Origin of the sequence: Nicoletella semolina (assembly GCF_004345745.1) — a bacterium.
GTDB classification, from domain to species: domain Bacteria; phylum Pseudomonadota; class Gammaproteobacteria; order Enterobacterales; family Pasteurellaceae; genus Nicoletella; species Nicoletella semolina.
This window is the reverse complement of the sequence record NZ_SLXJ01000008.1, coordinates 1-21,730: the sequence shown is the minus strand read 5'-3', so window position 1 is coordinate 21,730 and position 21,730 is coordinate 1. Positions and strand designations below refer to the sequence as shown.

Below are 21,730 nucleotides of genomic sequence, written 5' to 3'. Positions count from 1 at the left end.
AAATGGCAAAACAACCAGGGTATCAAGGTAAAATTACAAAAGGGACTAGCGAGCTAAAATCAAGAATTTTGTTTGTTTTAGGTGCGTTGATCGTATTTCGTATAGGTTCTTTTATACCTGTTCCTGGTATTGATGCTTCTGTATTATCCGAATTAGTTCGCCAACAACAGGGCACTATCATTGATATGTTCAATATGTTTTCTGGTGGTGCTTTAAGTAGAGCGTCTATATTTGCGTTAGGTATTATGCCTTATATTTCAGCGTCAATTATTATACAATTGTTGACGGCTGTTCACCCTGTATTAGCTGAATTGAAAAAAGAAGGTGAGGCAGGAAGGCGTAAAATCAGTAAATATACACGTTATGCGACCTTGTTATTAGCAATTGTTCAGTCTATTGGTATTTCGTTTGCTTTACCGAATATGCTTGTTGGGTTAGTTCCTAGTCCTACAATGTTGTTCTATCTCACTTCTGTTATCAGTTTAGTAACTGGAACGATGTTTTTGATGTGGCTCGGTGAACAAATTACGGAAAGAGGAATTGGTAACGGTATCTCTTTGATTATCTTTGCTGGTATTGTAGCTGATTTACCTTCGGTAATTGGACAAACAATAGAGCAATCTCGTCAAGGCGAAATTTCTATACCAGTTCTATTATTAATAGTGCTTGTTGCATTTGCAGTAACATATTTTGTTGTATTCGTAGAACGTGGACAAAGAAGAATCGTAGTACACTATGCTGGACGTCAACAAGGAAAAGCAGTTGTACCTACGAGATCATCTCATTTACCATTGAAAGTGAATATGGCTGGAGTTATTCCAGCAATATTCGCTTCTAGTATTATCTTATTTCCTGCAACTATTACGCAATGGTTTGGGCAAACTGAGAACTTTGAATGGTTATTTGAGTTGTCTCAATTATTGCAGCCAGGGCAGCCCTTATATATTGTCCTCTTCACAGTTGCTATAATTTTCTTTGCATTCTTTTATACAGGAATGCAGTATAATCCTCGTGATACAGCGGATAATTTAAAGAAATCAGGTGCATTTGTACCAGGTTATCGACCAGGTGAACAAACATCAAGATACATTGATAAAGTAATGACACGTTTAACTTTAATCGGTGCGTTATATATTACCTTTGTTTGTTTGGTTCCTTATATCGTAACATCACTATGGAATGTATCGTTTCAATTAGGTGGTACATCTTTGTTGATTGTTGTGGTTGTTATAATGGACTTTATCGCACAGATCCAAAGTCATTTAATGTCTCTACAATATGATTCTGTGTTGAAAAAAGCCAATCTAAAAGGCTTAGGGTGATCAGCCCTTTAAGGATAAGTAATGAAAGTTCGAGCTTCAGTAAAAAGAATGTGTCGTAACTGTAAAGTTGTCAAGCGCGAAGGTGTTGTGCGTGTTATTTGCAGTGAGCCTAAACATAAACAGCGTCAAGGATGATTGACAATTTTCTTGCAAAGAACAAGCTGGGCGGTTATACTGCTCAGCTCATTTATTCCTGATATACTGTTTGAGTATCCTGAAACGGGCTTTTCAAGATCAGTGTATCGATAACTTTAAAAATAGGAGTGCATAGTGGCCCGTATTGCAGGCATTAACATTCCTGATCAGAAACATACTGTGATTGCATTAACTGCAATTTATGGTATCGGCAGAACTCGTGCTAAAGCTATCTGTGCAGCAGCGGGTATTGCTGAAGATGTAAAGATCAGAGAATTGTCTGAAGAGCAGATTGAAAAACTGCGTGAAGAAGTTGGTAAATTTACTGTCGAAGGTGATTTACGTCGTGAAGTGACTTTAAGCATCAAACGTCTTTTAGACCTAGGTTGTTATCGTGGTTTACGTCATCGTCGTAGTTTACCAGTGCGTGGTCAACGTACTAAGACTAATGCGCGTACTCGTAAGGGTCCACGCAAACCGATCAAGAAATAGTCGGAGTAAAATAAAATGGCTAAAACACCAGTTCGTACACGTAAACGTGTAAAAAAACAAATCGTAGATGGCGTAGCACATATCCACGCATCTTTCAACAATACAATCGTAACTATTACTGACCGTCAAGGGAATGCTCTCGCTTGGGCAACTGCTGGTGGTTCAGGTTTCCGTGGTTCACGTAAATCAACTCCATTTGCTGCTCAAGTTGCTGCAGAGCGTTGTGCAGAAATGGTTAAAGAGTTTGGTTTAAAGAATTTGGAAGTTATGGTCAAAGGACCGGGTCCTGGTCGTGAATCGACAATTCGTGCTTTAAATGCAGCAGGTTTTCGTATCACAAATATTACTGATGTGACTCCGATTCCTCATAACGGTTGTCGTCCACCGAAAAAACGTCGTGTTTAATTGACGTTAGAATAATTGGAGAAAGAAAATGGCAAGATATTTGGGTCCTAAGCTCAAGCTAAGCCGTCGTGAGGGTACAGATTTATTCCTTAAATCTGGTGTCCGTGCGATTGAGTCAAAATGTAAAATTGATACAGCACCCGGTCAGCATGGTGTGCGTAAACCTCGCTTATCTGACTATGGTAGTCAGCTTCGTGAGAAACAAAAAGTTCGACGTATTTATGGCATCTTAGAGCGTCAGTTCCGCAATTATTATAAAGAAGCTAATCGCTTGAAGGGTAATACTGGTGAGAACTTATTAGTATTATTAGAGGGTCGTTTAGATAATGTTGTTTATCGTATGGGATTTGCGGCAACTCGTGCAGAAGCACGTCAGTTAGTCAGTCATAAATCTGTTGTAGTAAACGGTCGTGTTGTTAATATTCCTTCCTTCCAGGTTTCTGTTGGCGATATCGTTTCTGTTCGTGAGAAATCTAAGAAACAAGCTCGTATTAAGGCATCATTGGAATTAGCGAGCCAACGTGAGAAACCAACTTGGTTAGAAGTTGATGTCACTAAGATGGAAGGCGTGTTTAAGCGTGTTCCAGAACGTTCTGATCTATCAGCAGATATTAATGAACATCTGATCGTTGAGCTTTACTCTAAATAATAATTTTATTTAGCTTAAGGATGCTTAACAGCAAAGAGAGGATAAAATGCAGGGTTCTGTAACAGAATTTTTAAAGCCACGTTTAGTGAGTATTGAACAAGTTAGTTTAACTCACGCAAAAGTGACCTTAGAGCCGTTAGAACGGGGTTTCGGCCACACTTTAGGTAATGCACTACGTCGCATTTTACTTTCGTCTATGCCTGGTTGTGCAGTTACAGAAGTTGAAATTGACGGTGTATTACACGAATACAGTAGTAAAGAAGGTGTACAAGAAGATATTCTTGAGGTACTGTTAAATCTCAAAGGTCTAGCGGTGAAAGTGCAAAATAAAGATGATGTTATTTTGACACTAACGAAATCTGGAATTGGCCCTGTAATTGCAGCTGACATTGTACATGATGGCGATGTTGAAATTGTGAATCCTAACCATGTTATTTGTCATTTAACAGATAACAATGCGTCTATTAATATGCGTATTCGTGTTCGACGTGGTCGTGGATATGTACCTGCATCTGCACTAGTACATACACAAGATGATAATCGTCCAATCGGCCGCTTGTTAGTCGATGCTCGTTTTAGCCCAGTTGATCGCATTTCTTATAATGTGGAAGCTGCTCGTGTTGAACAGCGTACAGACTTGGACAAGCTTGTCATTGAAATGGAAACTAATGGAACATTAGATCCAGAAGAAGCCATTCGTCGTGCTGCAACAATTTTAGCAGAACAATTAGCTGCATTTGTTGATTTGCGTGATGTTCGTCAACCAGAGGTGAAAGAAGAAAAACCAGAGTTTGACCCGATTCTTCTTCGTCCAGTAGATGACTTAGAGTTAACAGTTCGTTCAGCTAACTGTTTGAAAGCAGAGGCAATTCACTATATCGGTGATCTTGTTCAGCGTACAGAAGTTGAGTTATTAAAGACGCCAAATCTAGGTAAGAAATCACTTACCGAAATTAAGGACGTGCTTGCTTCTCGTGGCTTATCACTAGGTATGCGCCTTGAGAATTGGCCTCCAGCAAGTATTGCTGAAGACTAATTTTAGGTATTAGATTTTCTAAAGAAGGAATAGGTTATGCGCCATCGTAAGAGTGGACGTCAATTAAACCGTAACAGTAGTCATCGTCAAGCGATGTTTCGTAATATGGCAAGTTCTTTAATTGAGTATGAGATCATTAAAACGACTTTACCTAAAGCGAAAGAGTTACGCCGTGTAGTTGAACCATTAATTACTTTAGCAAAAGTAGATAGCGTTGCTAATCGCCGTTTAGCTTTTGCTCGTACTCGCAACGTTGAAACTGTTGCAAAATTATTTAAAGAATTAGGGCCACGTTTTGCCCAACGTACGGGTGGTTATACTCGTATCCTGAAATGTGGTTTCCGTACAGGAGATAACGCTCCAATGGCTTACATTGAATTAGTTGATCGCCCTGAAGTAATAGTTCAAGAAGCTGTTACAGAATAATTTACTAAGGTTAAAGCCCGATTTATCCGGGCTTTATTTTTTTATATAGCTTGTTACTTTTTATCATCAATAATTAAGGAGGAATTTATGAGAAATATACTTGTTCTAAAATCAAGTATTCTTGGTGAAAACTCTCAATCTAATGCTTTAAGTGATTATTTTACCAAGCAACTGACGGCAAATGTTACAATTCGGGATTTAACGAAAGAGCCCTTACCCTATTTTGAAAGTAATGCCATAGCAGCTACTCGTGCTGAGCCACAAACAGATGAACAAAGAGAATTACTTGACCTATCTAATAAGCTGATTGATGAGTTAAAGACAACAGACTTATTAGTTGTTAATGCACCAATGTATAATTTTGGTGTACCAGCACAATTAAAAAGCTATTTTGATTATCTTGCTCGTGCAGGTATTACTTTTCGTTATACATCTCAGGGGCCAGAAGGATTAGTGAAAGGAAAGAAAGCCGTTGTTATTCTAACTACAGGCGGGTTACATAAAGACCGTGCTACGGATTTAGTTAAGTGCTATGTCAGCACCTTTTTAGGGTTTATTGGGATTGTAGATGTTGAGTTTGTATATGCGGAAGCACTAGGAATGGGGACAGATGCGGTCGAAAAATCAATAAATTCTGCAAAATTACAACTAGATCGTATTATTGCAGAATTATAGTTATAGCCGATAGGCTTATATTGATCTATTTTTCATACAAATAGGCAGCATACTCGACTGCCTGTTTTTTTATTATATGTCTTATAATTTCTGAATATGGCGATTGGTTGCTAATTTTGCTGAGAGCCACCCAAGTGAAACGGTGAATGTGATAATAAATAGAATTTCACTAAGATGAAAAGCTTGTACCTTAAATTTTACAGTAAGCATATCTGCAACATACCTGACAATGCCAGTAAAATAGTGAATCATCGCATAGCTGAGTAATATTGCAAGTAGACTACCCAATAAGCCATAAAACATTCCTATGTATAAGAATGGGCGAGAAATAAAATGATTTGTTGCACCAAGAAGTTGCATAACTTCAATTGATGGGCGGCTGTTGGATACGTCAGATCGCACACTATTACCAATCACAAGAAATACAGCAACGACCATCAGTAATGTGCCAGTGATCGCAATTCGTGCAATCAACTGTGTCAGTAAATTGAGTTTATCTAACCAATTACTGTCTAGCTTTACCTCCTGAACGCCTTTAATTTTTTGTAGCTCATTACGAAGTATTGTCATTTTGTCTGAGGACGCAAAATCCTTTTTAGGTTTGAGAGTAACGATAGCTGGAAGGGGGTTATCCTCTAAAATATCCAAGGCATTGGAGAATCCAGACCAAGAGCGAAACTCTTCAAGACTTTGCTGTCGTGAAATGTAGTCAAACGTCTCAATTTTGTCAGCCTCAAATTTGCGTAGTTGCTCGACTACAGTATTGACATCATTCTCAGAGAGGTTTTTATGTAAATATACTGTGATTTCAGGTTCTGGATAGAATTGCGAACTGGCTTGATAAGTATTTTTCCATAGCAAATAACTGACAGTCGGAATAGTAAGAGAAACTGCAATCACAAGGATAGTCAGAAATGTGCCAAATTTGCGTTTAATTAAGTCTTGGCGGATAGAACGCAATATGTAGCGTGTTTGTGTATGTCGTTGTCGAAACACGTTAAATTTCTCCACTTTTTAGATGACCTTCTTCCAGCACTAAGCACGGCTTAGGCTGTTGCGTGATAATATTGGTGTCGTGTGTTGCAATCAGCACTGTTGTGCCAGCCTGATTAAATTCCTCAAATAGGCGGAAGATTTCAAATGAAAGTTTATCATCTAAATTCCCTGTAGGTTCATCAGCAAGTAATAATAGAGGACGATGCACGATTGCTCGTGCAATATCCACTCGCTGCTGCTCCCCTCCTGACAGATGAGAAGGCAGAAAATTCGCTTTATTTTCTAACCCTACTCGAGTGAGAGCCAAGCGAGCTTCTCGTTCGACAGTCGTTTGATTTAGCCCCATAATAATCAATGGTAACGCAACATTATCTAAAATAGAGCGATCAGTTAGCAGACGATAATTCTGATGCACCATACCAATGTGTCGCCGAAGAAATGGTAGCTCTCGTTCTGGAAGGCGAGTGATATCGTGTCCATTAAATGAAATTTGTCCGCCATTGGCTCGCTCAATGCCCATAATGAGTTTAAGTAAAGTTGTTTTGCCAGCACCAGAATGCCCCGTAATATAAGCCATCCCGCCCTTTGCTAACTGAAACGTGATACTCTGCAATGCAGGTTTACCACCCCCTTTGTAGACTTTACTGACGTTATCGAACTTAATCATTTTTCTCCCCTTCGTTTTCAAATAGGGCATCAATAAATTGGCTCGCATTGAATGGACGTAGGTCATCAATTTTCTCACCAACACCAATGTAGCGGATTGGCAGATTAAATTGATCCGCAATGGCAAAAATCACACCGCCCTTTGCAGTACCATCAAGTTTGGTGAGTGTAATACCTGTTAAGCCAACCGCCTCATTAAAGAGTTTGGTTTGACTGATTGCGTTTTGCCCCGTGCCTGCATCAAGGGTGAGCATAATTTCGTGCGGTGCAGTGTCATCATATTTTTTCATAACTCGCACAATTTTTTTCAGCTCGTCCATTAAGTTATTTTTGTTTTGCAAACGTCCTGCGGTATCGGCAATCAACACATCAACCCCTTTAGCTGCCGCAGATTGCATTGCATCAAATATCACAGAAGCAGAATCTGCCCCCACACTTTGTGCAACAACAGGGATATGGTTGCGTTCGCCCCAAACCTGAAGTTGTTCTACGGCGGCAGCTCGGAAAGTATCGCCAGCGGCTAACATCACTGATTTTCCCTCAGATTGGAATTGACGAGCTAACTTACCAATTGTGGTCGTTTTCCCAACCCCATTTACTCCAACCATCAGAATGACATACGGTTTCTTTGCTTCAATTGTTAGCGGTTGTTCCACTGGTTTTAAAACATTACCTAATTCAATTTTGAGTCGCTGATAGAGCAATTCTGCATCTTTTAATTGCTGGCGATTAGCGTGTTGAGTGAGGTTATTGATGATTTTCTGTGTCGTCGGCATACCCAAGTCTGCTACCAACAATTGTTCCTCTAGCTCTTCAAATAGTTCATCATCGATTTTTTTACCTCGGAATAAGCCTAAAAATCCTGAGCCAATATTTTGTTTGGTTTTGACTAGCCCTTTGATTAGACGACTAAAAAATCCACCCTCATTGGGTTTTTCTTGATACGTTCTTGAATGAGTACTGGTATCTGTATCTGCGGTGTGCAGCGTCTCTGTGGGTGTTTGTGTGTCGTTTATTTTTGTACTTTCAATCTCAAGATTGGATTGTGTATTGCTATCCACTTCAGTATTTTCAGTCTGATAGGGCAGTGAGGTTATATGTTGGATTTCGTGATCTTGCTTTACACTATTTTGTGAAAAATCAACCGCTTGTTTTTCATTCTGCTCACTTTGAGGCATATTTTCTTGAGATAAAATTTCATTTTTATCCGTAGAATGTAGCGGTTCTTCCGCTGAGGTTTGAGCGTTTGTTTCCGTTTCTTTTGCTATGGTCTCCGTATTTTTGCCGAACCCCAGCCAAGACCAAAACCCTTTTTTCTTTTCTTCAGCCATTTTTTTATTCTCTTATTAAAATTAACACGCCATTTTGAGCTAAAATGACATAAACTTGCATTAGTTTATCATTTTTTAACACATATTTTAGTAATCCATTATGAAAAAAAAGCAAACCGCCGTCTTAACTTCCTCAAATTCAATAGGCGAAGTCAGAATTATCGCAGGACGTTGGCGTGGAAGGAAAGTGCCTGTATTGAATGCACAGGGATTACGTCCAACAACGGATAGGGTAAAAGAAACGCTGTTTAACTGGTTGATGATGGATATTGCACAAGCACGTTGCTTAGATTGTTTTGCAGGCAGTGGCTCACTCGGGCTAGAAGCCCTATCACGTCAGGCTCAAGCGGTCGTTTTTTTGGAAAAATTTGCAGCCGCTGCACAGCAGTTAAAAAAAAATCTAGCCGTATTGAAGACAAATCAAGGCAAAGTAATACAAACGGATACGCTACAATTTTTAGCCCAAAAAAATATTGAAGCCCCATTTGATGTGATTTTTGTTGATCCGCCTTTTCACAAAGGGCTTGTACCTGATGTACTACGTCTGCTTGCTCAGAATCATTGGCTTGCACCCAATGCGTTGATTTATCTTGAGACAGAGCGAGAGCATTCAGCTCTTGAACTGCCTAACGCTTGGATAATGCTTAAAGAGAAAACAGCAGGTCAAGTTATCAGCAGGTTGATTCGTGTGCAGCAATAACGTCATTTTCTTCCTCAAGCAATAAAATCCCTTAAATGTGAGTTAAACAAGACTTAAGGGACTTTATTGGCTTTCTAAAAATAGTTTTTAACCGTTGTTTAAGTGGCTGTATGTTCTTATCGCCATGTGTGGTTAGAAACTGTAGTTCATACCCAACTTAAATTCACGTCCTGGGCTTGGTGGTGCAACAGGGGCATTGCGTTGACTGTGGCTACGGTAGTATTTGTTTGCCACATTTTTTACCGTAAAGTTAATATTAAAATTATCTTTATTTAGTGGCTGCCAATTGACGAATAAATCGTGTACGCCATAACCGACTCGTTTTTGAGTTTCAACAGATCCGCCTCTTTTAGCGGTCTTATATTCGATAGATTGTGCATAGCGTCCTAACCAGCCGATTTCTAGACTTGGTTGCTCGAAGCGGTAGGCTAAGCCAGTACGCCATTGGCGACCTTGTGGAATCACATTTAATGCATCATTAGAGAGTAAGAAACTCGTTTTTGGCTGTGCATAAGCGACGCCAGCACTTGCTGTAATACCATTCCATTGATAAGCAATATCGGCATCATAACCTGTGGTTTTTAGTACGCCAGCGTTAGTTATCGTGCTGTTTTTCACCTCATAGAAATTTTTAACTGTTTGCTGGAATAGGCTACCTTTCGCAGTCAAGGCGGCTTGTTTCCATTCAAAACCGATTTCAGCTAAACGTACTTTTTCGGTTTTGAGGTTGTTATCTACAAAGCGTAAACCTCGAGCCTTATCAATGGAACCACGGTTATCGGTAACAGTGTAAGAAGAAGCAAGAATTGGGCTGCGGCCTGCGTAGTTCAATTTTGCGTGGAGAGAAAGATTTTGTGTGACATCAATAATCAAGCCAGCACTTGGGTTAATACTGCCATTAGAAACTCTCCTGTTACCTACAAGTGGTACACGATTTGTATTGACTTTGCCAGCCGTTTCAAGGTCGTAGTGGTCATAACGTAAGCCAGTAGTTAAGGTTGCCATTTTGCCTAAAGACCAAATGCCTTCAGCGTATAAACCATACTCTGATTTGTTTTCACCCTTAATACTGCCAAATGAGTTCTGACTAGCGGTCGATTCTTTATGTAAATTTACACCATATTTAATAAGGTGATCGCCGACAATCTCACTAGTGAGATTTAAGTTTGCTCCTGATGTTTTTGTGCTAGAAAGACGTTGATAACCTGTCAGGTTATCAGATTGATAATCTGGGCGATCGTCAATCGCATGAATGTGGAAAACATTCGCATTAAGATCACGGGCAAAGCCTATATTTTTACCAGTATATTCAAGATTATAGGTCCGTTTTGTTGTATTAGCGTGTCCAGCTCGGCTGTTAAATGTCATCTCAAAGCGATCCTGACCGAAACCATAGAAAGATTCTTGACGGAAGCTCGTACTGATACGATGATCAGCATTAATGTCATAGCCGAATTTTGCTAAATAGTTACCTTGTCGGCGAGCAGTGTTATTCACCTGACGATTTTTATTTACGCCATCTACATAACCTTGACCAGCTTTGTAGTTATTATCTTTATTCCAACTGCCGAGTAATAATAGATCGGCATTACCAGCCCTGCCGTATAGTGCAAGACTGCCATTAATACCTTGATTACTGTTATATTCCGTACCAATTCTTGTTCCGAATGAGCGTCCATTATTAAGTAAATCTTTTGCTGAAACTGTTTCTGCACGAATTGCACCATCAGTGAGACCAATACCAGCACTTGCAGAACCCGTGCCTTTATCGATCTTGATAGATTTCACCATTACAGGATCAAGCTGGAAGCGTCCCTGATGATACCAAGATTGTGTATTTGTCGCAGTGTTGTCTACAACCATTTTAATGCGATCTTGCCCTGAACTACGAATAGATAAATACTGAGCAGAAACACTACCACCGCCTACGTTCACATCAGTACGAGTAGCAAGTAATTCTCGCAAGTTACTGATATTGCGAGTATGGTTTACCGTGGGCGAACCTTTAACTTCTACAGCATCTAGTTGCTGGCTCACGGATTGATTTGCTATGACCACGTTACTTACCACAATTGTAGCAATTAAACTAAGGCGGAATATTGAATTTTTATGAGACATACACGCTCCGTTATAAATAATAAAAGTCATTTTATAAAACTTGGGCATTCTAAATGCTAATTGTTTTCAGTCAAGTTTGTCGTGTGTGATTTATTTTAAGTGGTTTATTTTTCAGCAATAATGATAAAGGTGTCACTAAAATGGCTGCCTATATTGCTAACATGTGACAAGCTTGTTTATTGATAAGTAAGAAGGTTAAAATGAAAAAATTGATGATTGCATCTGTTGCAATTCCTTTGACATTGGCTTATTCAAGTTCGTCTGAAGCTACTTTTTCTCAAATTCCTCACTCTCAAGTTCCCCACATAGTGTCTATTCATAATACGACTTCCCATCTTTATGAATTAACTCAATCTTATGATTTGGTTGTGCCAAAAGGTTCAAGCGGGGAGACTCAACTTTGGATTCCATTGCTGTTTAATAATGATTACCAAAGCGTTAAATCGCTTGAGTTTGAAGGAAATTATCAGGTGGCGTTTATTACGGAAAATAATCTTTATAGCGCTAAAACGTTATATGCAAAATGGGACAAAAATGCGGAGAAACGTTTGTTGAATGTGAAGATGGCAGTGGAAACGAAAGAGGGGGAATCAAAAAATTAGCGATCTATTCAGCCCCTGCGTTTGGCTTTGCTAGGTATTGCCTATATTAACGAGGGGCAGCATTGTCGTGCGGAATTTTATCTTGCTGGATTTGGCGGGCTACCTGTTGATTCGGCGGATGTGGCGAAAATGCGTTTAGAAGAGGGAAAAGCAATAAATGATCCTGATACACAGATGGTTTCTGACTATTTGTTTGGTCATTGGGGGGGGGGAAATTGGGTTGGGTTTAATTATGGGAGGGATTTTGATCTCTATCCGCAGCTAGAATTAACTCCGTTTAATAATTTTGGTTATCCTTATGCTGAAATTGGAGGTGATCCTCTTAATTCGTTTAATGCAAAAGAGTTTGGCTATGAATTCCGTGCAAAAGCAATCCAATAAATCCTTTTTCGTTGCAATGTTTACATTAGTTGCTGAAGCCTTAGGTTCAACAGCTTGCTGTATTGCACCACTGATTTATTTGCTGTTTGGTTTTTCTTCGCCTTGGTTGGTTAGTTTGAGTATGAATATTTACAAATACCACTGTTATCAATATATTTCTCGCCAGACGCTGAAAATTTTATATATGATAACCTTTGTCGTTATTTTGTTTTTCTTAAGTTATCCAATAGTTTTGCCTTAGTTTTTAGAATGAAAAAATATCTAACTATTTTATTTTTTACATTGCGTTTTATTTCCACAAGTTTCGCTAGTGAGAGAGAAATGCATTTGTTTGTTAAAGAGATGAACTGTCCGCTTTGTGTTTATTTAGTTAATAAACAACTGCGTAATATTGATGGTGTGAGCTGTACAAAAGCCGATATGAAACAGCACACTGTTAAAGTTATTACGAATAATACGGTCATAAATCAGCAGCTCATTAATGCGATTGAAAAACTCAATTATAGTGCTGAGGTGATGACTTTTTAATGCAATTTCCAGCTCTTTGCCACGGTATATTATTATGCCGTTATAAGCGTTTTTTAGCGGACGTTCAGCTGCCAAATGGCGAACAGATAACGCTGCATTGTCCTAATACTGGAGCGATGACAGGTTGTGCGAATGTGGGCGACCGAGTTTGGTTTTCTACCAGCGACAATCCAAAACGGAAATATGCTTATACTTGGGAATTGACGGAAACTCAAACAGGGGATTTTATTTGCATTAATACTCAACGAGCCAATCAACTTGTCGCAGAAGCATTAGCAAAGAAAAGTATTCCTGAATTAGCCGTATTTGATAAGGTGTTTCCAGAACAAAAATATGGCGAGGAAAATAGTCGCATTGATTTTTTACTTAAAAATGATGCACTGGAAGGCAATGCTGCAAGTTGCTATTTGGAAGTGAAATCGACTACATTGCTGATAGAAAACGGATTAGGTATGTTTCCAGATGCGAAAACTGAGCGAGGGCAAAAGCATTTGCGAGAATTGACATATCTTGTTCAGCAAGGCTATCAGTCCGTTCTCTTTTTTGCTGCATTACATACAGGCATTGATCAATTTGCTGTTGCTGAACAGATTGATCCGATTTATGCACGGTTATTTAAGCAAGCCAAAAAGCAAGGTGTACAAACGCTTTGTTATAAAATTACAATGGAATTTGCGGATAATCGTCCGACTGGAATGCGACTTACATCAAAACTGGCATAACGCCAATAAACATATCATTATTTGTATTAAGCGGTCATTTTTTGCAAAAATTTTGCACATAAGAACCGCTCAATTTTGCTATTCAATGCCTGCTATTTTATGGGTTTGAATGCTGAGCTGCCAACGAGGTTTGTTTAAGCGAGCATTGAGTTTGCCCAGTTGTGTGATGGTTTCTAACAAATTCATTTCGCCCTCTTTTTCGCAAGGGGAGAGGTAGTAGCGGTCGGCTTTAATTGATTGCTCTATCTGTTCACAGAAGTCCTGCACATCGCTATCGACTACAATTCGGACTTCGTGGGCAAAGGGAATGTGATGTTTGAGGTAATTTTTTTGATACAGTCGTTTAGGGCTGGTCGCAATATAATCAATTTGCAGTGGTACGGGCTTTAAGCCGTTGGTTTCAATCGCAAGAAAATACCCTTCATTTTTTAATCTGTCCAGTAGGCGTTCTAGGTGTGGCTGAATGGTGGGTTCGCCACCCGTGATGATAATATTTTTAGCTGAAAATTGGCGTATTGTGGCAAGAATATCGCCTAAGGTTTTATTTTCATACTGGTGGTAATTAGTATCACACCAATCGCAAGCAAGGTTACATTTGCCAAAGCGGATAAAAATACTTGGCATACCTGTGTTAAATCCTTCCCCTTGTAAGGTTTCAAAAATTTCCACGATGCGATAAGGTGTTTGTAAGATGTTTTCATTCATAACTAGGGCGTATCAAATAGATTATCGGCTATATTCACAATAAGAAGTGGGCGTTTCCCACAAACGAATGAGACTGACAGCCAGTCCAACTTGTTCAAGTTTGTTGAACATATATTTTGCCATTTCTTCTGCGGTGGTACGGTGGGGAATGCCATAGACTTTAGAATTTAATTCGATCAGAAGTTGTGCAATTCTGCACTCTTTTTCGCTGTGAAGATCGTAGAGATAAGCGTGATCCATTGGATCAAGAATATGCGTTTTTACGATTGCTTTCAGATCGGCATAATCCATTACCATTCCCCGCTTTGCACCTGCAAGATGCAAATCGCCACTGATCTCAACTTGTAATTTATAGGTATGTCCGTGTAAATTTTGGCATTTGCCATCGTGCCCATCAAGCATATGCGCCATATCAAAACTGAACTCTTTAGCAATTTTAAACATTGGTTTTTTCCTCTAAATATTCTGCTAAACCCTTTTCTCTTAATCGGCAGCTTGGGCAGTCGTGGCAGCCACCGTCTACACCCAAATAGCAGGTGTGTGTATGGTTGCGGACATAATCAAATGCCCCCAATTTATCTGCTAGTGCCCAAGTCTGTTTTTTAGTCAGAAACATTAAAGGAGTTCGAATATCAAAAGGGTAATCCATTGCAAGATTGAGCGTAACATTCATTGATTTGATAAAAACGTCTCGGCAGTCGGGGTAGCCACTAAAATCGGTTTCACAGACACCCGTAAAAATCGTATGAATGCCTTGCCCTTTGGCGTAAATGGCAGCATACAGCAAAAACAGTGCATTACGCCCATCAACAAAAGTATTAGGCATACTGCCTTGTTGCTCAATCGTTGCGTTTTCGTCCATTAAAGCGTTGGTCGTAATGGCTTTAATCACAGAGGTATCAATAACAGTCTGTTTTACCCCTAAATCTTGAGCAATCCACTGTGCTTTTTGCAGCTCAATGGCGTGGCGTTGTCCATATTGAAAAGTGATGACTTCAACATTTTTTAAGCCAAATTCTTTAATCGCAAGAAACAGGCAAGTGGTTGAATCTTGACCGCCTGAAAAAATGACTGCTGCTTTTGGCAAGGCGTGTTTTTGAACAGAATCGTTGGTTGAAGTGCCGTCTAGTAATAAACTCCCTTGAGATAAGGGAGTGCTGAGAAAAGAAGAGTGCATTTTGTATCCTTAGTTTTTTTGCGTGGGAGGGTTGCGAACCACGGTTGAAAAAATAAATCAAGTTGAGAAGCAAATAAAAGAGCGGTCAATTTTACAGAAATTTTTGCAAAAATAATTGAAAAATTGACCGCTAAATAAAATTATTGATTAACGGCGACCAAACATTCCACCTAAGCTACCTAATCCGCCACCGCCCATTAGTCCTTTCATTCCTCGCATCATTTTTGCCATACCGCCTTTACGCATTTTTTTCATCATACGTTGCATTTCATCGAATTGTTTCAGCAGTTTGTTCACATCTTGCACCTGCGTGCCTGATCCTAATGCAATGCGGCGACGACGTGACCCTTTTATGATTTCAGGTTTTGCTCTCTCTTTAAGCGTCATTGAATTAATGATGGCTTCCATTTTAATGAACATCTTATCATCGACTTGGCTTTTGATGTGATCAGGTAGATTTTTCGCCCCTGGGAGTTTATCAAGCATCGACATCATTCCGCCCATTTTTTTCATTTCTACCAACTGTTCACGGAAATCATCAAGGGTGAATTCATCGCCTTTTTTGAATTTTGCCGCCATTTTTTCGGCTTTTTCCTGATCAACGGAATGCTGAAGATCTTCAATCAATGATAACACATCGCCCATTCCTAGAATACGAGAAGCCACACGATCAGGGTGGAATGGTTCAAGAGCATCGGTTTTTTCGCCCACGCCGAGGAATTTAATCGGCTTTCCTGTGATATGGCGGATAGACAACGCAGCACCGCCACGTGCATCGCCGTCCACTTTCGTTAAAATGATCCCAGTCAGTGGCAGAGCCTCATTAAAGGCTTTGGCGGTGTTGGCTGCATCTTGTCCTGTCATCGCATCAACGGTAAAGAGCGTTTCAATCGGATTTAACACACGATGCACTTGCTGAATTTCGTCCATCATTTCGCTATCAACGTGCAAGCGACCTGCGGTATCGACAATTAAGACATCAAAGAAGTTTAATTTAGCGTGTTTGAGTGCAAGCTCTGCAATCTCAACAGGCTTTTGATCGGTTTCACTTGGGAAAAATTCAACGTTTAATGCTTCAGCTAAGGTTTGAAGCTGCTTGATTGCCGCAGGGCGATACACGTCAGCGGATACCACCAACACTTTCTTTTTATGACGTTCTTTGAGGAATTTCGCTAATTTTCCCACAGAGGTGGTTTTACCTGCCCCTTGTAAACCTGCCATTAAGATGACGGCTGGCGGTTGTGTGGCGAGGTTTAGTGCTTCATTCACCTCGCCCATCGCATTTTCTAACTCGCTTTGTACGATTTTGAGAAATTCTTGCCCTGGGGTTAAACTTTTGTTTACTTCAACGCCAATCGCACGCTCTTTTACCTTGTTGATAAATTCACGCACGACGGGTAGAGCAACATCAGCCTCCAGCAATGCCATTCGAACTTCTCGCAAGGTCTCTTTGATATTTTCTTCGGTTAAACGTCCTTTGCCTGTAATATTTTTGAGGGTCTTGGATAATCTATCGGAAAGGTTTTCAAACATAATATTGTCTCATCTTCATTCTTTGGAAATCTAGCATTCTAGGGCTAGGCTTGGCGGTTTTAGTTTGCAAAATTTAGCACGATGTAAACCGCTTAATTTAAGATACCTAATGCCGTTTGCTTTTAATTTGCTTATTATAACGGAAATCTCAATAAGCGGTGAGATTTTAACAGATAAAGCCTTCGCCCTTGACTGAGTTGTCTTGTTAGATGGGTTATTTTCTCTGCTACTCGCTCACATTTCTTCTGCGATTAAATTTAGCTGCCCTGAAAAACGCTGTGTAATCTGTTGTGAGATATCAGCGAAATGGGACGGATTAATGCCTAATCGTAACACAACCTTTTCACAGAATTGTTGCTCAATAATCTCAATGTCATATTCTTGGCAGAGGTGCTGAATGGTTCTAAATTGCTCATAGCTACACTGCAAGCGGTAGGGTTGTCGTAAAATTTTACAACGCCGTGCCAATTGAGCAAGTGCTTGTTGAACGCCGTGGCTGTAGGCTCTTACTAGCCCTCCAGTGCCTAATAATATGCCGCCATAATAACGTACAACGACCGCACTAATTTCCCCCACTCCGCTTCCTAATAGGCAGTTCAGCATTGGTTTTCCTGCAGTGCCAGACGGTTCACCATCGTCAGAAAAACCGTATTGCAATGAATCTGTTGGCATACCTGCGACTGCTGCCCAGCAATGATGGCGAGCTTGTGGGTGTAATGATTTCATTTCAGCCCAAAATGCTCTCGCCTGCTCAATGCCTTGTGTGTGATTTAAGTAGGTGATAAATCGACTTTTCTTGATTTCTTCTTCAAAAATAACTTGCCGTTCTGGGATAAAAAATTCCATTTTCTTTTACTCTATTCGTCTTTTATTTATTAAATTGTTAAAAAATTGTGATTTATCTCGCATTCTTCCTAAAAATTATTTGCATAACCGTAAAAAGTCAAGTATATCTATGGCGGTTTGTTTTTCACATTCGGAGTAATCCGTCAATTTCATTATTATTCAATTCTTTTTGGAGGAGCTATTAAATGAAAAAATTATTGAAACTCTCTCTTATTGCAACTGCCGCTAGTGCTGCCTTTTCTTCTGCTCACGCATCTGAGAAATTTATTACGATTGGTACAGGTGGGCAAACAGGGGTTTACTATGTTGTTGGACAGTCGATTTGTCAATTGGTTAATCGTGATACTGCAAAAACAAAAGTGAAATGTAATGCTCCTTCAACGGGCGGCTCTGTGGCAAACTTGAATGCCATTGCAGATAAGCAAATTGATATGGGGATTTCTCAATCTGACTGGCAATACCATGCCTATAATGGATCGAGTTCTTTTGAAGGTAAAAAGAATGAGAAATTGCGTGCCATCTTCTCTATTCACCCAGAACCATTTACGGTAATGGCTCGTACTGATGCCAATATTCAATCGTTTGATGATTTAAAAGGTAAGCGTGTAAACGTAGGTGATCCAGGGTCTGGTACTCGTGCGACAATGAATGTTATTTTAGGAGCAAAAGGCTGGAGCGATAAAGAATTCAAAGTGGCTTCAGAATTAAAACCGTCTGAAATGGCCTCTGTGATGTGTGATAACAATTTAGATGCGATTACTTATAACGTTGGACACCCAAATGGGGCGTTAAAAGAAGCGGCGGCATCTTGTGATGCTCATCTTGTCCCTGTAACTGGTGAGGCAATTGATAAACTAGTTGCTGATCACAGCTATTATGCTAAGGCAGTTATTCCAGCAGGTTTATACAAAGGTTCAGATAATCCTGTGGAGAGTTTTGGGGTTTATGCCACGCTTGTTACTTCTGCTGATGTAGATGATGACAAAGTCTATGCGGTGGTGAAAGCGGTATTTGATAATTTTGCTCGCTTTAAACGTTTACACCCTGCCTTTGCAAATTTAAAAGAAGAGGAAATGGTGAAAAATGCCCTTTCTGCCCCACTGCATAACGGAGCAGCTCGCTATTATAAAGAGCGTGGTTGGATCCAATAGTTTTCTTTAAATTCAGGGCAATTTGCCTTTCGGATTAACTTGAACAAGCGGTCAGTTTGTTACAAATTTTTACAAAATTTGGGATAAAATCGACCGCTTGTTTTCTGATTTTTAGGAATAGCTATGTCTATAGAAATAACAGGAAATATAAAAACAACAGAAAAAACCGCAAGCTATGATGACCTGCAAGATATGGTTGCATCAAATGATTCTGGCGGACGGAATCCCTATGGCTTAACTAAAAAGGTCATTGTGGTTACCGCCATTTTATGGTCAATTTTTCAACTCTATTACACCTCGCCATTGCCTTTTTGGCTACAAGAAATTGTGCGTAATATGGGAATGGACGTAAATGTTGTGATTGATGATACCAAAGCTCGTTCAATTCACCTCGCTTTTGCACTTTTTCTTGCTTATTTATCTTTTCCAGCATTCGCCAGTTCGCCCAAACATCGAGTGCCTTATCAAGATTGGCTATTCGCCACACTGGGGGCATTTTTGGGGGCGTACTATATTTTCTTCTATGAGGGATTAGTAACTCGCTTTGGTGCACCTAATACACAGGATATTATCGCAGGTTGTTTGGGGCTGCTTTTATTATTAGAAGCCTGTCGCCGCAGTCTTGGGCTACCTTTAGTGATTATCGCCACTGTGTTCTTGCTATATAACTACGTTGGACAATTTTTACCGACAGATTGGATTATTAGCCATCGTTCGGGTTCATTATCGCAAATTATTAATCAACAATGGATTACGACAGAGGGCGTATTTGGCGTAGCATTAGGGGTTTCAACCAAATATGTGTTCTTATTTGTGCTATTTGGGGCGTTGTTGGATAAAGCGGGTGCAGGGAACTATTTCATTAAAACCGCCTTTGCCTACTTAGGGCATTTTAGTGGCGGGCCGGGCAAAGCGGCTGTGGTTTCTTCGGCACTAACTGGACTGGTTTCAGGCTCTTCAATTGCGAATGTGGTAACCACAGGTACGTTTACCATTCCAATGATGAAACGGGTTGGATTGAGTGCGGAAAAAGCAGGGGCCGTTGAGGTAGCGTCCTCGGTTAATGGGCAAATTATGCCGCCTGTAATGGGGGCTGCGGCATTTTTGATGATCGAATATGTCAATATGCCCTATAGCCAATTGATTACTCACGCCTTTTTACCTGCTCTGATTTCCTATATCGCTTTGGTGTATATCGTACATCTTGAAGCTCAAAAAATGGGATTAAAAGGTTTGGAGCGAACCGATCCGCCAAAACCATTCTTAGTCAGCCTAATGCGTGCATTAGCGAGCTTCCTTGTGATCAGTATTATCTATTTCGCAATGGAATTTAGTTTAGGTTGGATCAAAACTGCGACACCTGATTTTGCATTTGCTATCGTGAGTGTATTACTTGCTGTTATTTATCTAGCTTTAATTCGTCGTGTGGCTCGTTTTCCTGATTTAGAGCCAGATGATCCGAATGCAAAAATTGTTAAATTACCCGCACAAAAACCGACAGTGAATGCGGGATTGCATTACTTATTACCTGTTGTGGTTTTAATGTGGTGTTTAATGATTGAGCGTATGTCGCCTGGGTTGTCCGCTTTTTGGGGAACAATGGCATTAACGATGATTCTATTGACTCAACGCCCTCTGTTGAGTTTCTTCCGCAATGAAAAAGATAGCCATAAAACAGCCCTATTTAAACAGGGGATTAACGATCTCATTGATGGTTTAGAAACAGGGGCTCGCAATATGATAGGGATTGGGATTGCCACCGCAACTGCTGGGATTATTGTTGGAGCCGTTTCGCTTACAGGCTTTGGGGTACAGCTTTCAGGTATTATTGAAATGCTTTCAATGGGCAACATTTTATTAATGCTGATCCTTGTTGCAATATTCAGTCTTATTTTAGGTATGGGATTGCCGACTACGGCGAACTATATCGTAGTTTCCTCATTGATGGCATTGGTCATTGTCGAGGTTGGGAAACAAAATGGATTGATTGTGCCACTGATTGCGGTTCATTTATTTGTGTTCTATTTTGGGATTATGGCAGATGTAACGCCGCCTGTTGGTTTGGCGTCATTTGCTGCCGCTGCGATTTCAGGGGGAAGTCCAATCAAAACGGGAACAGTTGCATTCTTTTATAGTTTACGCACCGCTATTTTGCCTTTCTTATTTATTTTTAACACGGATTTATTGCTCATTGATGTGGGCTGGGCGAAAGGTATTTTGGTGTTTGTAACTGCGACAATTGGGATTTTGATTTTTACTGCAGCAACAATGAATTTCTTTTTTGCTAAAAATAAGTGGTGGGAAACGATCGCTTTGATTTTGGCCGCTTTCATGTTATTCCGTCCTGCTTTCTTTATGGAACATCTCTCACCAAGTGTGCGTGATATTGAGCCTGTTCGGATCACACAAGAAATTGAATCGCTGAAAGTAGGTGATAATGTTCGACTTAAAGTTTCAGGGCTTAATCCTTATGGTAAACAGATTGAATTCTATGCACAGTTACCTGTGCCAGCTGGCGAAAATGGTGAGGCACGGATTCAGGCTTTAGGATTAACCTTGCTGGATACTGGCGAGCAGATCGAATTTAATGGCAGCCCTTCGCCAAAAATTTTGATAGATAATGTTGAAATTGATTCACCTGCTGCAAAAGCTGGATTAAATTGGGATCAGACCGTATTAGAAGTTGCAGTACCGCAAAGTTCATTACCGAAAGAGCTAATGTTTATACCTGCATTATTACTTGCATTCGGTGTGGCGTGGAACCAACGCCGCCGCCGTTAATAGTAGTTGGTAATGAAATAATACATAAGAATAGAAATGGCGATGTTTTAAAATTTAAAGACTTATAGTCTAGTCTAAAGCATAATGTTAATCACAGCAAAATGCCTTTAACGTGTAATAAGTTAAAGGCATTCGTGTTTAAATGGTGTGTTTAAATTCAATGCACTTTTATCAAAAGTTTCCTACCACTGATATCCGACGCCAGCACCAGCACCTATTTTGCCGTTAGTGTTGGCATTGCCTTGTAATTTTAAGAATACCTTGCCACTGTGTGAGACGGTGGAATAACCAACAGCGATAGCGCCTTCGTCCGCATAATGTCCGACAGAGGCGGCGAGCATAGATTTGCCGGC

The 21,730-nt window shown here is 40.0% G+C and carries 24 protein-coding genes, 1 pseudogene and 1 riboswitch; of the genes and pseudogenes, 15 read left to right on the top strand and 10 right to left on the bottom strand.

Annotated features, from left to right (window positions below):
- Window positions 1-2: 2 nt before the first annotated feature.
- The 8 genes from secY to EV693_RS06030 all read left to right on the top strand — a co-directional run bounded on the left by secY (window position 3) and on the right by EV693_RS06030 (window position 5,140).
- The gene (secY, locus tag EV693_RS06065; protein ID WP_132501479.1) at window positions 3-1,322 is read left to right on the top strand and encodes a preprotein translocase subunit SecY; all 1,320 of its coding nucleotides are present in this window, start codon (window positions 3-5) and stop codon (window positions 1,320-1,322) included.
- A gap of 21 nt (window positions 1,323-1,343) precedes the next feature.
- Window positions 1,344-1,457: a 50S ribosomal protein L36 gene (gene rpmJ / locus EV693_RS06060; protein WP_132501478.1), complete on the top strand. Its 114-nt coding sequence runs from the start codon at window positions 1,344-1,346 to the stop codon at window positions 1,455-1,457.
- A 135-nt stretch (window positions 1,458-1,592) separates the two neighbouring features.
- Window positions 1,593-1,949, top strand: coding sequence for a 30S ribosomal protein S13 (gene rpsM / locus EV693_RS06055; RefSeq protein WP_132501477.1), 357 nt, complete (start codon window positions 1,593-1,595; stop codon window positions 1,947-1,949).
- Between the two features lie 15 nt (window positions 1,950-1,964).
- Window positions 1,965-2,354: a 30S ribosomal protein S11 gene (rpsK, locus tag EV693_RS06050; protein ID WP_132501476.1), complete on the top strand. Its 390-nt coding sequence runs from the start codon at window positions 1,965-1,967 to the stop codon at window positions 2,352-2,354.
- A 28-nt stretch (window positions 2,355-2,382) separates the two neighbouring features.
- The gene (gene rpsD / locus EV693_RS06045) at window positions 2,383-3,003 is read left to right on the top strand and encodes a 30S ribosomal protein S4 (protein ID WP_132501475.1); all 621 of its coding nucleotides are present in this window, start codon (window positions 2,383-2,385) and stop codon (window positions 3,001-3,003) included.
- A 46-nt stretch (window positions 3,004-3,049) separates the two neighbouring features.
- A complete protein-coding gene (locus tag EV693_RS06040) occupies window positions 3,050-4,039 on the top strand; it encodes a DNA-directed RNA polymerase subunit alpha (protein WP_132501474.1) in 990 nt (329 codons plus the stop codon).
- A gap of 36 nt (window positions 4,040-4,075) precedes the next feature.
- A complete protein-coding gene (gene rplQ, locus EV693_RS06035) occupies window positions 4,076-4,465 on the top strand; it encodes a 50S ribosomal protein L17 (protein ID WP_132501473.1) in 390 nt (129 codons plus the stop codon).
- An 87-nt stretch (window positions 4,466-4,552) separates the two neighbouring features.
- Window positions 4,553-5,140, top strand: a complete 588-nt coding sequence (locus EV693_RS06030) for an FMN-dependent NADH-azoreductase (protein WP_132501472.1) — start codon at window positions 4,553-4,555, stop codon at window positions 5,138-5,140.
- Between the two features lie 81 nt (window positions 5,141-5,221).
- Here the strand turns inward: EV693_RS06030 and ftsX are convergent, their stop codons facing one another.
- The 3 genes from ftsX to ftsY are packed head-to-tail and all read right to left on the bottom strand — an operon-like array spanning window position 5,222 to window position 8,133.
- The gene (gene ftsX, locus EV693_RS06025; RefSeq protein WP_243694585.1) at window positions 5,222-6,151 is read right to left on the bottom strand and encodes a permease-like cell division protein FtsX; all 930 of its coding nucleotides are present in this window, start codon (window positions 6,149-6,151) and stop codon (window positions 5,222-5,224) included.
- Entirely contained in the window at window positions 6,138-6,803 is a 666-nt protein-coding gene (ftsE, locus tag EV693_RS06020; protein ID WP_132501471.1) for a cell division ATP-binding protein FtsE, read from the bottom strand. The genes ftsX and ftsE overlap by 14 nt, the downstream gene beginning before the upstream one ends.
- A complete protein-coding gene (gene ftsY, locus EV693_RS06015; RefSeq protein ID WP_132501470.1) occupies window positions 6,796-8,133 on the bottom strand; it encodes a signal recognition particle-docking protein FtsY in 1,338 nt (445 codons plus the stop codon). Before ftsY ends, ftsE begins: the two co-directional genes overlap by 8 nt.
- A 100-nt stretch (window positions 8,134-8,233) precedes the next feature.
- On the opposite strand from ftsY, the gene rsmD reads away from it, so the two are divergent.
- Complete coding sequence (gene rsmD, locus EV693_RS06010) at window positions 8,234-8,833, top strand: 16S rRNA (guanine(966)-N(2))-methyltransferase RsmD (protein ID WP_132501469.1); 600 nt, start codon at window positions 8,234-8,236, stop codon at window positions 8,831-8,833.
- A 132-nt stretch (window positions 8,834-8,965) separates the two neighbouring features.
- On the opposite strand, the gene EV693_RS06005 is transcribed toward rsmD, so the two are convergent.
- Window positions 8,966-10,951 carry a TonB-dependent receptor domain-containing protein gene (locus EV693_RS06005; protein WP_132501468.1) on the bottom strand — a complete coding sequence of 662 codons (1,986 nt, stop codon included), beginning with the start codon at window positions 10,949-10,951 and terminating at the stop codon, window positions 8,966-8,968.
- 200 nt (window positions 10,952-11,151) lie between these two features.
- On the opposite strand from EV693_RS06005, the pseudogene EV693_RS06000 reads away from it, so the two are divergent.
- From EV693_RS06000 to sfsA, 4 genes and pseudogenes are all read left to right on the top strand, one after another.
- Window positions 11,152-11,934, top strand: a pseudogene (locus EV693_RS06000) (hypothetical protein).
- Window positions 11,906-12,175, top strand: a complete 270-nt coding sequence (locus EV693_RS05995) for a hypothetical protein (protein ID WP_132501467.1) — start codon at window positions 11,906-11,908, stop codon at window positions 12,173-12,175. The pseudogene EV693_RS06000 and the gene EV693_RS05995 overlap by 29 nt, the downstream one beginning before the upstream one ends.
- An 8-nt stretch (window positions 12,176-12,183) precedes the next feature.
- A complete protein-coding gene (locus EV693_RS05990) occupies window positions 12,184-12,462 on the top strand; it encodes a heavy-metal-associated domain-containing protein (RefSeq protein ID WP_132501466.1) in 279 nt (92 codons plus the stop codon).
- Window positions 12,462-13,184: a DNA/RNA nuclease SfsA gene (gene sfsA, locus EV693_RS05985; protein ID WP_132501465.1), complete on the top strand. Its 723-nt coding sequence runs from the start codon at window positions 12,462-12,464 to the stop codon at window positions 13,182-13,184. The genes EV693_RS05990 and sfsA overlap by 1 nt, the downstream gene beginning before the upstream one ends.
- Before the next feature lie 78 nt (window positions 13,185-13,262).
- Here sfsA and EV693_RS05980 read toward each other — a convergent pair whose 3' ends face one another.
- The 5 genes from EV693_RS05980 to EV693_RS05960 all read right to left on the bottom strand — a co-directional run bounded on the left by EV693_RS05980 (window position 13,263) and on the right by EV693_RS05960 (window position 17,445).
- Window positions 13,263-13,889 (bottom strand): 7-carboxy-7-deazaguanine synthase QueE, encoded by a 627-nt coding sequence (locus EV693_RS05980; RefSeq protein WP_132501464.1) that lies wholly within the window; start codon window positions 13,887-13,889, stop codon window positions 13,263-13,265.
- Window positions 13,890-13,910: 21 nt separating this feature from the next.
- Window positions 13,911-14,333, bottom strand: a complete 423-nt coding sequence (gene queD, locus EV693_RS05975) for a 6-carboxytetrahydropterin synthase QueD (protein ID WP_132501463.1) — start codon at window positions 14,331-14,333, stop codon at window positions 13,911-13,913.
- Complete coding sequence (gene queC, locus EV693_RS05970) at window positions 14,326-15,066, bottom strand: 7-cyano-7-deazaguanine synthase QueC (RefSeq protein ID WP_132501462.1); 741 nt, start codon at window positions 15,064-15,066, stop codon at window positions 14,326-14,328. The genes queD and queC overlap by 8 nt, the downstream gene beginning before the upstream one ends.
- A 3-nt stretch (window positions 15,067-15,069) precedes the next feature.
- Window positions 15,070-15,114, bottom strand: a riboswitch (PreQ1 riboswitch).
- A 99-nt stretch (window positions 15,115-15,213) separates the two neighbouring features.
- Window positions 15,214-16,599 (bottom strand): signal recognition particle protein, encoded by a 1,386-nt coding sequence (gene ffh / locus EV693_RS05965; protein WP_132501461.1) that lies wholly within the window; start codon window positions 16,597-16,599, stop codon window positions 15,214-15,216.
- 234 nt (window positions 16,600-16,833) lie between these two features.
- The gene (locus tag EV693_RS05960) at window positions 16,834-17,445 is read right to left on the bottom strand and encodes a YigZ family protein (protein ID WP_132501460.1); all 612 of its coding nucleotides are present in this window, start codon (window positions 17,443-17,445) and stop codon (window positions 16,834-16,836) included.
- 185 nt (window positions 17,446-17,630) lie between these two features.
- On the opposite strand from EV693_RS05960, the gene EV693_RS05955 reads away from it, so the two are divergent.
- Window positions 17,631-18,596: a TAXI family TRAP transporter solute-binding subunit gene (locus EV693_RS05955; RefSeq protein WP_132501459.1), complete on the top strand. Its 966-nt coding sequence runs from the start codon at window positions 17,631-17,633 to the stop codon at window positions 18,594-18,596.
- 123 nt (window positions 18,597-18,719) lie between these two features.
- Window positions 18,720-21,377 carry a TRAP transporter permease gene (locus EV693_RS05950; protein WP_207906486.1) on the top strand — a complete coding sequence of 886 codons (2,658 nt, stop codon included), beginning with the start codon at window positions 18,720-18,722 and terminating at the stop codon, window positions 21,375-21,377.
- A gap of 182 nt (window positions 21,378-21,559) precedes the next feature.
- Here EV693_RS05950 and EV693_RS05945 read toward each other — a convergent pair.
- On the bottom strand, window positions 21,560-21,730 hold a 171-nt coding region (locus EV693_RS05945; protein ID WP_207906487.1), incomplete at its 5' end, for a YadA C-terminal domain-containing protein.